Raw genomic sequence first — 12,788 nt, forward strand, 5'->3', positions numbered from 1 at the left:
AGCAAGCCTCTTTTTACTAACCATATGAACGCAATTACACCACAGCCGCCGGTGAAGTCGGGCACCCCTATCATGCTCACCGTAGCCAGAGTAGCGCGGGTACTGGTCGGTCTGCTCTTTATTTTGTCAGGCCTCATCAAGATGAACGACCCCGTGGGCACGCAGATCAAGATGACCGAATACTTTGAGGTGTTCGCTGACGACCTGCCTGCGCTCGCGGGCTTTTTCCACGCCTTCATTCCCTACATGCTGTATGTGTCGGTTTTTATGTGTGCTGCCGAAGTGGTGCTTGGCGTAGCGCTACTGGTCTCGTACCGGCCTAAGCTGACTACCTGGCTATTGCTGTTGCTGGTTGGCTTTTTTACCTTCCTGACTTTCTATTCGGCCTATTTCAACAAAGTGACCGACTGCGGCTGTTTCGGTGAAGCCCTGAAGCTGAAACCCTGGACTTCATTTACGAAAGACGTGATCTTGATGGTGCTGATCCTGTTCATCATTGGCCATCGAAACCGGATGAAGGCCCGTAAAACAGGTTGGCTGGTGTTTCTCTCCTTCGTGCTGTCGGTTGGACTGGGAGTGTGGGCCATCCAATACCTACCCCCGCTGGATATGCTTCCCTATGCCGTTGGAAAAAGTATTCCGGTACAGATGAAGCCGTCGGAGCCACTCCGCTTCAGTTATATCATGACCAAAGATGGCCAGGAGTACGACATGGAAAAGTACCCTACAGACACAACCTTCAAGTTCAAACAGATGATTACGCTGAACGAATCGGCGAAACCCAAAATCACGGACTACCGTATTTGGAGCGATACAGAAGGCGATTTTACGGAGCAGAGTTTTCAGGGAAATAAACTGTTCATCATTGTAAAAGACCCGGCGACTATTGATGCGGGCACCGTACCTGCCATTCGGACACTGGTCAATGAACTGAAAGGAACGACCGTCACACCGCTCTTGCTGACATCAGCCTCCGACGAAGCCATCGGTGCTTTCAAGAAAGAGTTTTTGCTCGACATCCCTGCCTATAAAGGAGATGCCACCGTATTGAAAACCATTATGCGGGCCGACCCAGGTACGTGGCTGCTCAGCAACGGTGTTGTTAAAGGTAAATGGCACAATAACCGCACACCCGACAGGGCGGAGGTACTGGAACGAGTGAACGAGTGAGGGGCGAACGAGTGAAAGAGCGAATGGCGAAAGGTTGCTTACGCAAAAATAAGATTACGCGTAAGCACTCTTTCGCCCCTCGCTCTTTCGCCATTCACTCATAACTACATGAAAAATATCTACCTTATTGGCATGCCCTCTTCGGGTAAGACTACCCTTGGTAAGCGGCTTGCCCGGGCGTTACACTATCATTTTGTTGATACCGATCGGCTTATCACCCGCGAAGAGGGTCGTAGTGTTGCCGATATTTTTGCTCAGGAAGGCGAAGCGTATTTTAGAGAGGCAGAAGCCCGCGTACTACGCACCATTAAATCGGGAGCCAGCCTGGTAGTTGCCACAGGCGGCGGTATGCCCTGTTTTCACGATAACATGACGTACATCAGGCAAACCGGTATTTCTGTGTTTCTGAACGTATCGCCAGAGGTGCTGGCTCAGCGAATGATCACCCATGTGCAACAGTTTCCTGCCGACGCCCAGGAACGGCCACTTTTCAAACCAAACGACCTGGATCTGCTCGATACGTTGCGGCAAAAATATGCCCAACGGTTACCAATCTATCAGCAAGCCGACATTCGTATCATGGGCGACGCAACTGAACATGACGTTCTTACGCTCCTGGGCGACTGGCTGTGAGTAAGGTAAATACAGTTCGTATATTTGTTCATACATTCCCGGTGACAGTCAATTATTCTGCATGAACGCCCCGCTTATCCCTAACCTGATCAGTCTGGTTATACCCGCCTTTAACGAGGAAGACAACCTTCCGATGCTGGTTGATCGGTTGCGGGCTGTTATGACACCGTTGGGTATATACGAAATCCTGATCGTCGACGATGGCAGTACCGATCGTACAAAAGCGGTTCTCCGGCAGCTAAGTCAGACGTTCGATGAAGTGCGTTTTCTGTCTTTCTCCCGGAATTTTGGTCATCAGGTGGCCTTGCGGGCAGGCTACGATCACGCCCGTGGCGACTGTGCCATCAGCCTCGATGCGGATCTGCAACACCCGCCCGAGCTCATTCCGGCGCTCATAAAAAAATGGCGGGAAGGGTTCGATGTGGTGTATACGGTGCGTACGCCCGATCCGAATTTACCCTGGTCGAAACGGGTTACATCGCGCAATTTCTACAAGTTCCTGCGGGCGGCCTCTGACCTTGAACTGGAAGACGGAGCCGCCGATTTCCGGTTGGTCGACCGCAAGGTGCTCAACGCGTTGAAACAGTTTAAAGAAAATGATCTCTTCCTGCGGGGTATGATTTCGTGGATGGGTTTTCGGCAATGTCGCATCGAGTATGAGCCCGCTGCCCGCTTTGCCGGGACAACGAAGTATTCGTTTAAAAAGATGCTTCAGCTGGCTACGATGGGGATTACATCGTTCAGTTCAAAGCCGTTGTATGTATCTGTTGCCGTTGGCTTTGCCATGTCGCTGTTTGCCACACTGACGGGCCTGGAGGTGCTCTACGAGTACTTTTTCACCAACGCGACGGTTTCCGGCTGGACTACTCTGGTGGTATTGACGGTATTCATTGGTGGGATGCAATTCATCGTCATCGGCATTATGGGCGTATATTTGGGGAAAACGTTTGATGAGGTGAAACGACGCCCGCCGTATATTATCGGTGATACAAGCGAGATTGAGGAAGTCATTACATGGCAAGCACCAACCCCCGACATATACTCTTCACCGTTGACGTAGAGGAATTCGACACGGCCCTTGAGTATGGCCACGACCTGTCACTCGACGAGCAGATTGCCGTTTCGACGAAAGGCCTGCGCCTGCTGGCCGAACGCTTCGACAGCCTGAACGCCCGAACGACGCTATTTACCACAGCCAATTATGCGCTGCACGAGCCAGAACTGATGAAACGGCTGGCCAAAACGCACGAGATCGCTTCGCACGGCTATTACCATACCACGTTTGAACCGGCTGACCTGGCCACCTCAAAACAGGCGCTGGAACACTTGCTGGGGCAGCCCATTCGGGGGTTCCGGCGGGCACGGATGGGCAAAACAAACCCCAACGATCTGGTGGCGGCCGGGTACGTCTACAATTCCTCCCTACATCCGACCTTCATTCCGGGCCGATACAACCACTGGGGTGAACCCCGACTGCCGTTCCGCGAGAAAACGGTCTGGCAAATTCCAGCTTCGGTAACGCCGCACATCCGGTTACCCCTGTTCTGGCTGAGCCTGAAAAACTTTCCGTTCAGCCTCTACAAACAGCTTTGCCTGCAAACACTCCGCACCGACGGGTTCGTCAACTTATATGTTCACCCCTGGGAATTCACGGATCTGGCCGAGTTTGACAAAATTCCAACCTACGTGAAACGCCATTCCCGCAATGAACTCCTCGACCGTGTTGAAGCGCTGCTACATTTCCTGCGCCAACACGGCGAGTACACCACCATGGGTGAATTTGCAGATACGCTGAAATAGATTGACCCGGTTACACCGGGTCGTACCCGGTGCAATTGATGCGCTGCTGTTTTTAAAACTTCAGGATAATAGCATACAGGAAAAGCTATCAGCCGCAGCGCATCAATTGCACCGGGTACGACCCGGTGTAACCGAGCGCAAAAGCAACATCCACGCGAAGCCACCGCTACCAAAATACCACAATCAATACAACCATTTCTCGTGACAGACGCTACACTCAATGGTCCCTTTCGCTGGTTGACGCCCTACCGGATGGCCGCCATTACGCTGGTTATCTTCACCGCCGTGGCGGGCCAGAAATATGCGCTTGGTCAGTTTAACAACTACCTGATGTTTGCCAAGCCGTTTCACAACCTGCTGATCAATAAAACGATATACGGTCTTCATCCAACGCTGTTTGAGGATAACTATAAGTATAGCCCCACCTTTGCCTGGCTGATGGGCCCTTTCTATTATATGCCCAACTGGCTGGGGGTATTACTTTGGAACCTGCTCAACGCGGTCATGTTTGTAGCCGGCATCTGGTATTACCTCAGCGACTATGCCGATGCCAATCGAAAGCGGGCAGTGGTCTTGCTGATTGTATTTGCTGAGGGGCTTATCACAGCGCAAAACATGCAGAGCAACAACTTCATCGTAGGGGCCATGTTGCTGGGCATTTACTTCCTCCGCAATCAGCGCGTCTGGATCGCCGCGCTGCTCTTCACCCTATGCCTGTATATCAAGTTCTACGGTGTTGGTGCAGCCATCTTCTTCCTGTTTTATCCCAAAAAAGGCGAGTTTCTGCTGGCTATGGTCGTTTGGACCCTACTACTTGGCCTGGCTCCCTGGATGATGATTCCGTGGAACAGCGTCTTAAGCGAATACGCCGAATGGGGGCGTGTAGTGGTCGACAGTAAGCTGGGGGTGCTGATTTCGGTGCCGGGCATTCTGGTGGCGTGGTTCGGCATGGCGAAAACAGACGCCAACCTACGCCTTCTGGAACTGATCGGCATTGTGCTGTTTCTGGCTCCGTTTGTCCGATTCAGTCTCTGGCAGGAACGTACCTACCAACGGCGAATGCTGGCCTACTTCCTGTTGTTCGTGATTATTTTCAACAAGATGGCCGAATCGCCAACGTATGTGTTGGCCGTAGTGGGCGTAGGGCTCTGGTGGGTTTCCCTACCATCGCCTGTCTCAACGCTCGACAAGGTACTCCTGGCACTGGTGATCATCTTTACCTCGCTTTCTCCAACGGATCTGTTTCCGAAAGCGTGGCAGAACGAGTTTTTTGTCCCCTACAGTATCAAGGCCGTTCCGTGTGTGCTGGTTTGGCTACGTATACAATACCAGCTCTGGACTCAAATAAAGACCACGTCGGAGATGACGTCTGACCCCACCTCTTTATTAACCAGCTGAATCACTTTCTGCTTGGCATTGACCAGTTCGCTACGGAGCGGGGCCGACGACAGTTCGATGTACAGTGTGCTCTCCCGAACGTATAGCCGGGTTGTGCGCGAGGCAATGGCCTGCCCCATCATTTTGCCCCAATACGCTTCCAGGTACGTCTCGTTGAATCGCCCCCGCAGTTTATAGACCTGTAGCAACTTGTCGAACGCTTCCTTGACGGTGGTGGTACCCGGATTACGCGAAGTGGCGGTTACGTACTTGTTATTGGTCGTCATAGTGTAGGATAGCGTTGGCCGGAGCAAGACAAAGATAACAATGGCTTAATGCAGCGAACGGTTTACAGGTGGAACATTTTTTTGCAACGTACCGGGCCTCTTAACGTGGGCAAACTGGTAAACAGCCGCAAAGTCATTGCCTTCTGATAAACCGGTAATCAGCCGGGGTAAAGCAGAAGGGCCAACCGTAGCCAGCCACCGCGACACCTCCCGTCCGGCCGTCAGGTAAGCCAGCATGACACGGCCGTAATCGCCATAAAAAAAGTCGCGGGTTGTTTCGAGCGACGAGAGTACTGGCATCACCTGTGGGCTTAGCCCCTGCGGACCATGGGCCCGGTAGTTCCATTCGGCGTTGTAAGTCTGAAACCGCTCGCGGGCCGTACTGTTTCCGTTCGAAAAGCGGTAGTCGACCATCAGGGCAAGGCCTTCGTTGAACCACTGCGGCACCTGGCGCTTCACCGTCAGCCAGCCGAGGCGGGCAAACAACTCATCGTGGCAGAACTCATGGGCCATCACGTCCGGGCTGTTTCCTTCGGGACCTAGTACCAAAAATGAGTCGCCCCAGGGCATACCCAAGCTACAGCCTGCCCCTTCACCTCCTGAACAATAGCGGGCATACTGTTCCTGCGTCGGACAGTAAATGATCGTCGCCTGCCCCTGCTGATTACCCCAAAACTGCCTGATGCGGTTGGAGGCGATTTGTAAGTGCGTCAACAATACGTCGCGTTGCCGGGGCGTAGCCTCAGCACTGATGTAGAGCGTTCGTTTGCCAACCTGAGCAGCGTTAAAGTTGCTGGTGTTGGCGATCGTAAGGCATCGCCAAAGCGTTGGAAACAGGATAACCGTTCCAAGAGGAAGTACAATCAGCAACAGCATAAGCCAACGAACAACAGTCCAACGCATGAATCTGTCAACGACGAAAACGGATAGACAGTTTTGAGCTATGAACTTTTCATTCGTTCAGGCAACGGGCCCCAACCGTTCGTCGGGCGGAATTGGCTGTCTATCCTGTCAAATTCGGGGTCTATCCCCTTTCGTTTTCACAGACTTTAACGGGGCAACATCTTTGTATTGTACAACCGCCAAATTATGAAGACGACCGTTTTACTTTGTAGTGCTGCCCTGTTCACCGCCAGTTTATCGGCACCTGCTTTGGCCCAGTTTCCGGGCATGGGGGGCGCGGCACAGCCCAAAGCCCTGCCCGGCACGGCAGGCGATACTAGCCCTAAAGGGACCGCCAAAATAACTGGGTACGTTGTCGATTCGAGCCTGACCAAGGCCGTTGAATTTGCCAGCATTGCCCTTTACAACAAGGCTACTGGTAAGGCCGTTGACGGCACCGTGGCCGACGACAAAGGGAAATTCACCCTGAGCAAACTGGTCGCGGGCGACTACAAAGCCCTGATCACCTTTGTGGGTTACCGGACAAAAACCGTTGACAGCCTAACCGTTGCCAACGGCCAAACGCTTGATATTGGGGTAATTAAGCTTAGCTCCAGCGTAAAACAGCTTAATGAAGTAGTGGTAACTGGTCAGGCGGCGCTCATTGAAGAGAAGGTTGACCGGCTGGTGTATAACGCCGAAAAAGATATTGCCGCCAAAGGTGGCGATGCGGCAGACGTACTGCGTAAAGTGCCGCTGCTAACGGTCGATCTGGACGGCAATGTATCGCTTCGGGGAAGCAGCAATATTCGCGTGCTGATCAACAACAAACCGAGCACGATCGTAGCCAGCAGTGTGTCTGATGCGCTCAAGCAGATTCCCGCCGATCAGATCAAAACGGTAGAGGTAATCACCAGCCCATCAGCCAAATACGACGCCGAAGGATCGGGGGGGATTATTAATATAATTACAAAGAAGAATAGTTTGCAGGGGCTCAACCTGAACGTCGACTCGGGGGTTGGCAACCGGGGTTCTTCGCTCGCCCTGAATGGTAGCTACCGGAAAGGGAAGGCCGGTTTCACGCTGGGTGGCTTTGGACGAGGCATCTACAATACCAAAACCGACACCGACCTGGAGCAGACCAGCCAGTCGAATGGAGCAACCACCACGACCAGCCAGATCGGGAACGGGAGCAGCAACGGTCTTTTTGGTCAATACAACCTGGGATTCGACTATGACCTGGCTAAGAACCAGAGCATTACGGCCGGGGTACGGTATGGTGTCCGTAACTTCAATACCCTGCAGAACCTGGTCACTCGCCTGGCAACCAATGGTGCGGTCAATTCGAGCGTAAACCGCTTCGTAGATGCCAAAAACCTATCGGGAACGGTGGATATGAACGTCGATTACCTGCATACCTTCAAACCGCAGCAGGAATGGAGCATCTCGACGCTGTATAGCCGGACAGACCTGACCAATAACTTCGACGCGAACCTGTTTGGCACCAATGACGCGCTGGTTAGCCGGCAGCGTAACCTGAACTCGAACGTGAACCAGGAATTTACCCTGCAAACCGATTATCAGACGCCGATCAAGAAAAACCAGCTGATCGAGTTTGGTGGAAAAGCCATTCTGCGCCGGGTAGACAGTGACTATCGCTACCTGTTTGGCGGCCCAACGGGCGAACTGTTGACCCAGAACAACAACACGCTGGGCGCACTGACCTACAACCAGAATATCGCGGCAGGCTATACCTCCTATACCTACACCACCAAAAAGCGGTACACCCTGAAAGGTGGCCTGCGTTACGAACATACGTTCATTGATGCCAGCACCAAAGAAGGCGGTCCCGTTGGTGTTGGTGATTACGGCGTGCTGGTGCCCAGCGTCAATGCCTCGAAAACCTTTAAAGGAACAACCGTTAAGCTCGGCTACAACCGCCGGATTCAGCGGCCGGGCCTTCAGCAGTTGAATCCCAACTACAACGCGTCGAACCCACAGGTGATCACTGTTGGTAACCCCGCTCTGCGTCCCGAACTGACCGATAACTTTGAACTGGGCCTGAGCCGGACTATCAAGAAGACGTTTGTCAACGCCACGTTCTTTGGCCGGGTAACCGACAATGCCATCACGCAGGTTAGCCAGCCCTCGGATACCCTGAAGGGTGCTATCGTCACGACGTATCAGAACATTGGCCGTCAGCGCGCGTTTGGTACCAACATTTTCACCAACGTAGCCGCCACGTCGAAAATAAATATCGGTGTGTTTTTCAATGCTTTTTACACCAAACTAACCGGACAGGTAACGGGTAAAACTGGCCTTTCGCAGGAATTGACCAACGATGGTTTTCAGGTTAGCGGCGGTTCGTTTGTCACGGCTCAGTTTGCGCACGGCTGGGGTGTACAGGCCTTTGGCTTCATGCAGGGCAACACCATTCAATTGCAGGGAACGCAGGGTGGCTTTGGCTTCTATACCCTGGGGGTGAAAAAAGATATTGCGAACAAGAAAGGGAGCGTCGGACTGGCGGCCGAGAACTTTCTGTCCAATCGGTTTAATATTCACACCGTGTTGAATTCGCCTCAGTTCAGTCAGGTCAACGATGTGTATCTTTACAACCGGGGTATTCGTTTAACGTTCACATACAAGATTGGAAAGATGACGATGGAGGCACCTCGCAAAAAAGCCAAGTCGGTAAATAATGACGATGTGAAGAGTGACGGTGCTGGCGGCGGACAAGCGCCAAGCGGCGGTGCTCCAGCGGGTGGTGCCCCACGGCAGTAAAAAAACTTAACTAAAACTTGCCTAATGAAAACTAACAAACTTCTGGCCGCAACCCTGGCTGCTTTCGTTACGTTTGGTGCTTATGCCCAAACCGTCGATGAAATTGTTGACAAACATGTCGCTGCGCTAGGCGGCATGGACAAATTGAGTGCCGTAAAAACGGTGGTTACAGACCGGTCTCTTTCAGTACAGGGCATGGAAATACCCACCGTCACCACCGTTGTTGTCGGCAAAGCCATGCGTTCTGAATCAACCGTGATGGGCAACTCAATGGTGCAGGTTGTCAATGGCTCAACGGGCTGGATGATCCGGCCGGCCATGATGGGTGGCACTGGCGACCCGGAAGATATGGATGCTGCCATGGTGAAGCAGTCAATAAGCCAGTTGTATCCATTTGGCACCCTGGTTGGCTATAAAGAAAACGGCACAAAGGTTGAACTGGTTGGTAAAGAACAGGTCGACAAAAAGGATGCGTATCACCTGAAAGTGACCTCGAAAGAGGGGCAGCCCTACGATTTGTACCTGGATGGAACAACGTACCTGGTCTCTAAAATCAAGGGAAACACAAATGGTCAGGAGAGCGAGATCATGCTGTCTGACTACAAGGAAGTGAATGGTGTGAAATTCCCGAACACGATGGAAATCATTGGTGGTCAGATGGGTTCGATCACCTTCAACACCAACAAGGTGACGGTGAATGGCCCGGTAGACGAAGCGATCTTCAAAAAACCGGCGAAATAAAAAGTCAGCCTGTCATTCCTCTTCGAAAAGCCACTCAGCTACTGAGTGGCTTTTCGCTTTTTTCGCCATCAGACAGACGTTTCCTACCAGTAGCTGGTTTAGAGTCTGTTGATAACGATATACCCAACATGCCTACTACGCTTATACTCGGTGCGGGACTGTCTGGCCTGACTACCGCCCACGAACTAACCCGATTGGGCCATACCGTACTCATTTACGACAAAGGACGCGGCGTTGGTGGCCGAATGGCCACTCGTCGACTAACCGATGGCCGCGCCGATCATGGCGCGCAATACTTCTCGGCCCGCTCACCAGACTTCGCTGCGTTCACCCAACGATGGCAGCATGCGGGCGTGGTCAGTGACTGGCACATTGAGCAGTCGGACCCGGCTTCGTTCCAACACGCGCGCTTTATTGGGGCCGACGGCATGAGCGCTATAGCCAAGTACCTGGCAACCGATTTACAGGTGCAGACAGGTAAACGCGCAGTATCCGTTAAACAAGTGCCCCAGGGCTGGGCCGTGACCTTCGACGATGGTCAGACGATTGCGGCCGATTCGTTGCTGATAACCCTACCTGCTCCCCAGGCGCTGGCGCTCTGGCAGGAGTCTGGCCTGGACCTGGCCGATGCCGACAAAGCAGCGCTGGAAGCGATTCACTACGAGCCTTGTTTAGCCGTGATGCTCCAGCTCAGTCAGCCCAGCAACGTACCTACGCCCGGCGGTTTGAAACTACCGCCCGGCACTCCGGTCGCCTGGATCGCCGACAATCAGCAGAAAGGCATTTCTCCGGCCGTAACCACCGTAACGCTTCACGCGTCGCACAGTTACAGTCAGCAACACGTAGACGACACCGACCTGAACGCGCTGATTCCTGAACTGGTCGCCGCTGCGGCGGATTACATTTCGCCGGAGACCATCATCGACCAACAGATTCACCGCTGGCGCTACAGCAACGCCACCGAGCGCTACAGCGAGCCTTTTTTGGCAGCGTCAACACCAGCCCCGCTCCTGTTCGGCGGCGACGGGTTTGGGCCGGGCAACATCGAAGGCGCTTTCCTATCCGGCCTGGCTATGGCGAAGGAAATAGAAAATGGTACGCGGATTTAACAGATTAAACTAGACTCCAGCAGGTTTTTTGATTCAAACGGATCATTCAGACGTAGCAGAGCAGATCTGTTATAATCCAGAAATTCGCGCGAATCCGCACGATCCGCACACCATTACAATCCGTGTATCCATCCAAAATCCGCGTACCAACATATTCCGCGTACCTTTGCTCTATGATTAATATTGGCCAGTATAACCGGCTCACGGCCTTGCGCATGACCAGCGTAGGCATGTATCTGGGCGATGAGGATGACAATGATGTCCTTCTGCCCAACAAGTACGTCCCTGATGACCTGAAAGAAGGGGACGAAATCAACGTGTTCGTCTATACGGATTCGGAGGATCGGCCCATCGCTACTACGCTTCGTCCGGCGGTTAGTCGCAACACGTTTGCCGCGTTGAAATGCGTGGCCATTTCACCCTTTGGTGCGTTTATGGACTGGGGCCTTGAAAAGGACTTGCTCGTGCCTACCAAAGCCCAGGAAGAACCCATGTCGGAAGGGCGCTGGTATGTGGTATACTGCGGCTACGATGCCGACACAGACCGTCTGATCGGTTCATCAAAGATCAATGCGCTGGTCGACGATGAAGCACCCGAAGACCTGAAAGAAGGCGACGAAGTTACGGCGCTCATCTACGAACGAACTGACCTGGGCCTGATTGCCGTGGTGAACGATCAGTTCCGTGGCTTGTTCTATGCCAACGAGCTCTTCAAACCGCTCCGCATCGGCGATAAGGTGAAGGCGTATGTTAAACGCATTCGCGAAGATTTCCGCGTAGATCTGAGCCTCCAGCCGGCAGGATACGCCAAAGTAGAACCAAACGCCCAGGCTATTCTCGATAAGCTGAAAACACAGAATGGCTTTCTGCCCCTCACCGATTCATCGGACCCTCAGGCTATTTATACGTTGCTTGAGATGAGCAAGAAGACATTTAAGAAAGCAGTAGGGGCCTTGTATAAGGATCGAAAAATTGTGTTGAAAGACGACGGTATTTATCTGGTATGATCGGAACAGACCTCAACGCCGCCCGGTACTGGCTAGAGGCGGGAAACGTAGTTGGCATTCCTACCGAAACAGTATATGGTCTGGCTGGTAACGCATTGAACGAAGAGGCCGTGCTCACGATTTTTCGGGTAAAAAACCGCCCTGCTTTCGACCCGCTGATCGTGCACACCGATTCGCTCGATAAAGTGCACACCCTGGTTCGCGAACTGCCACCCGTGGCCGAACAGCTGGCACGTACCTGCTGGCCGGGACCGCTCACCCTACTCCTGCCCAAACGCGACCACGTACCTGACCTGACTACCTCTGGCCTTGATACCGTGGCCATTCGGATTCCGAACCATCCGCTAACGCTGGCCCTGTTGCAGTCGCTCGATTTCCCGTTGGCCGCGCCGAGTGCCAATCCGTTTGGCTATATCAGCCCCACCACGGCGCAGCACGTGGCCGACCAGCTTGGCAATCAGGTGCCCTATATTCTCGACGGTGGCGCCTGCCCCGTTGGGGTCGAGTCAACGATTATTGGGTTCGATGAAGGCGGTCAGGCGGTCGTGTATCGTCTGGGCGGCATGGCGGTTGAACAACTGGAAGCTATAACGGGGCCACTTCGGGTGCAAACGTCGAGCTCAAACCCGCAGGCGCAGGAAGCTCCGCAGGCTCCGGGCATGCTCACCTCCCACTACGCCCCCCGTAAACCGCTGACCTTACTGGCCTACGGCGAAGTCTCACCAGAGCTGGGTACGTTGCTCGCCGGGCCGTCTGCCGGGTCGGTAGGGGCGCTTACTTTCTCAGGTACGTTGCCTGGTATTCCTGTCGAGCATCAATTAGTACTAGCACCGGGTGGCGATGTGATCGAAGCTGCCCGCAATCTGTTTGCTTACCTGCGGCGTCTGGATGCCCTTCCCGTAACGCATCTTTACGCGCAGTTAATCCCTGATGAAGGACTCGGGAGGGCTGTCAATGATCGGCTAAGGCGGGCTGCCGCATAGGTGTTGATCTTGGTCTCG

General features: G+C 53.4%; 12 protein-coding genes. 10 read left to right on the top strand and 2 right to left on the bottom strand.

Annotated features, from left to right (window positions below; genetic code table 11):
• Positions 1-24 precede the first annotated feature (24 nt).
• From ACAW75_RS08260 to ACAW75_RS08280, 5 genes are all read left to right on the top strand, one after another.
• Complete coding sequence (locus tag ACAW75_RS08260) at positions 25-1,170, top strand: BT_3928 family protein (RefSeq protein WP_370728221.1); 1,146 nt, start codon at positions 25-27, stop codon at positions 1,168-1,170.
• 108 nt (positions 1,171-1,278) lie between these two features.
• Positions 1,279-1,803, top strand: a complete 525-nt coding sequence (locus ACAW75_RS08265) for a shikimate kinase (protein ID WP_370728222.1) — start codon at positions 1,279-1,281, stop codon at positions 1,801-1,803.
• 61 nt (positions 1,804-1,864) lie between these two features.
• Positions 1,865-2,863 (top strand): glycosyltransferase family 2 protein, encoded by a 999-nt coding sequence (locus tag ACAW75_RS08270; RefSeq protein ID WP_370728223.1) that lies wholly within the window; start codon positions 1,865-1,867, stop codon positions 2,861-2,863.
• Entirely contained in the window at positions 2,818-3,603 is a 786-nt protein-coding gene (locus ACAW75_RS08275) for a polysaccharide deacetylase family protein (protein WP_370728224.1), read from the top strand. Before ACAW75_RS08270 ends, ACAW75_RS08275 begins: the two co-directional genes overlap by 46 nt.
• A gap of 201 nt (positions 3,604-3,804) precedes the next feature.
• Positions 3,805-5,001 carry a glycosyltransferase family 87 protein gene (locus ACAW75_RS08280; RefSeq protein WP_370728225.1) on the top strand — a complete coding sequence of 399 codons (1,197 nt, stop codon included), beginning with the start codon at positions 3,805-3,807 and terminating at the stop codon, positions 4,999-5,001.
• On the opposite strand, the gene ACAW75_RS08285 is transcribed toward ACAW75_RS08280, so the two are convergent.
• Together ACAW75_RS08285 and ACAW75_RS08290 are read right to left on the bottom strand one after the other, a co-directional pair.
• Positions 4,944-5,267 (bottom strand): DciA family protein, encoded by a 324-nt coding sequence (locus ACAW75_RS08285; RefSeq protein WP_370728226.1) that lies wholly within the window; start codon positions 5,265-5,267, stop codon positions 4,944-4,946. The two genes, ACAW75_RS08280 and ACAW75_RS08285, sit on opposite strands and share 58 nt — an antisense overlap.
• Before the next feature lie 45 nt (positions 5,268-5,312).
• Positions 5,313-6,170 (bottom strand): hypothetical protein, encoded by an 858-nt coding sequence (locus ACAW75_RS08290; RefSeq protein ID WP_370728227.1) that lies wholly within the window; start codon positions 6,168-6,170, stop codon positions 5,313-5,315.
• 186 nt (positions 6,171-6,356) lie between these two features.
• On the opposite strand from ACAW75_RS08290, the gene ACAW75_RS08295 reads away from it, so the two are divergent.
• The 5 genes from ACAW75_RS08295 (at position 6,357) to ACAW75_RS08315 (ending at position 12,770) form a co-directional block, all read left to right on the top strand.
• Positions 6,357-8,930 (top strand): TonB-dependent receptor, encoded by a 2,574-nt coding sequence (locus ACAW75_RS08295; RefSeq protein WP_370728228.1) that lies wholly within the window; start codon positions 6,357-6,359, stop codon positions 8,928-8,930.
• 24 nt (positions 8,931-8,954) lie between these two features.
• Positions 8,955-9,671 (top strand): outer membrane lipoprotein-sorting protein, encoded by a 717-nt coding sequence (locus ACAW75_RS08300; protein ID WP_370728229.1) that lies wholly within the window; start codon positions 8,955-8,957, stop codon positions 9,669-9,671.
• A 128-nt stretch (positions 9,672-9,799) separates the two neighbouring features.
• Positions 9,800-10,780, top strand: a complete 981-nt coding sequence (locus tag ACAW75_RS08305) for an NAD(P)/FAD-dependent oxidoreductase (protein ID WP_370728230.1) — start codon at positions 9,800-9,802, stop codon at positions 10,778-10,780.
• Between the two features lie 173 nt (positions 10,781-10,953).
• The gene (locus ACAW75_RS08310) at positions 10,954-11,787 is read left to right on the top strand and encodes a CvfB family protein (protein WP_370728231.1); all 834 of its coding nucleotides are present in this window, start codon (positions 10,954-10,956) and stop codon (positions 11,785-11,787) included.
• A complete protein-coding gene (locus tag ACAW75_RS08315; protein WP_370728232.1) occupies positions 11,784-12,770 on the top strand; it encodes an L-threonylcarbamoyladenylate synthase in 987 nt (328 codons plus the stop codon). Before ACAW75_RS08310 ends, ACAW75_RS08315 begins: the two co-directional genes overlap by 4 nt.
• Positions 12,771-12,788 lie beyond the last annotated feature (18 nt).

Origin of the sequence: Fibrella arboris, assembly GCF_041321095.1 — a bacterium.
GTDB lineage: Bacteria > Bacteroidota > Bacteroidia > Cytophagales > Spirosomataceae > Fibrella > Fibrella arboris.

What these genes read in the sequence shown, in the direction of transcription:
- ACAW75_RS08260 (WP_370728221.1), top strand. Translation starts at nt 25, where the DNA reads ATGAACGCAATTACACCACAGCCGCCGGTGAAGTCGGGCACCCCTATC.
- ACAW75_RS08265 (WP_370728222.1), top strand. Translation starts at nt 1,279, where the DNA reads ATGAAAAATATCTACCTTATTGGCATGCCCTCTTCGGGTAAGACTACC.
- ACAW75_RS08270 (WP_370728223.1), top strand. Translation starts at nt 1,865, where the DNA reads ATGAACGCCCCGCTTATCCCTAACCTGATCAGTCTGGTTATACCCGCC.
- ACAW75_RS08275 (WP_370728224.1), top strand. Translation starts at nt 2,818, where the DNA reads ATGGCAAGCACCAACCCCCGACATATACTCTTCACCGTTGACGTAGAG.
- ACAW75_RS08285 (WP_370728226.1), bottom strand. Translation starts at nt 5,267, where the DNA reads ATGACGACCAATAACAAGTACGTAACCGCCACTTCGCGTAATCCGGGT.
- ACAW75_RS08290 (WP_370728227.1), bottom strand. Translation starts at nt 6,170, where the DNA reads ATGCGTTGGACTGTTGTTCGTTGGCTTATGCTGTTGCTGATTGTACTT.
- ACAW75_RS08295 (WP_370728228.1), top strand. Translation starts at nt 6,357, where the DNA reads ATGAAGACGACCGTTTTACTTTGTAGTGCTGCCCTGTTCACCGCCAGT.
- ACAW75_RS08300 (WP_370728229.1), top strand. Translation starts at nt 8,955, where the DNA reads ATGAAAACTAACAAACTTCTGGCCGCAACCCTGGCTGCTTTCGTTACG.
- ACAW75_RS08305 (WP_370728230.1), top strand. Translation starts at nt 9,800, where the DNA reads ATGCCTACTACGCTTATACTCGGTGCGGGACTGTCTGGCCTGACTACC.
- ACAW75_RS08310 (WP_370728231.1), top strand. Translation starts at nt 10,954, where the DNA reads ATGATTAATATTGGCCAGTATAACCGGCTCACGGCCTTGCGCATGACC.
- ACAW75_RS08315 (WP_370728232.1), top strand. Translation starts at nt 11,784, where the DNA reads ATGATCGGAACAGACCTCAACGCCGCCCGGTACTGGCTAGAGGCGGGA.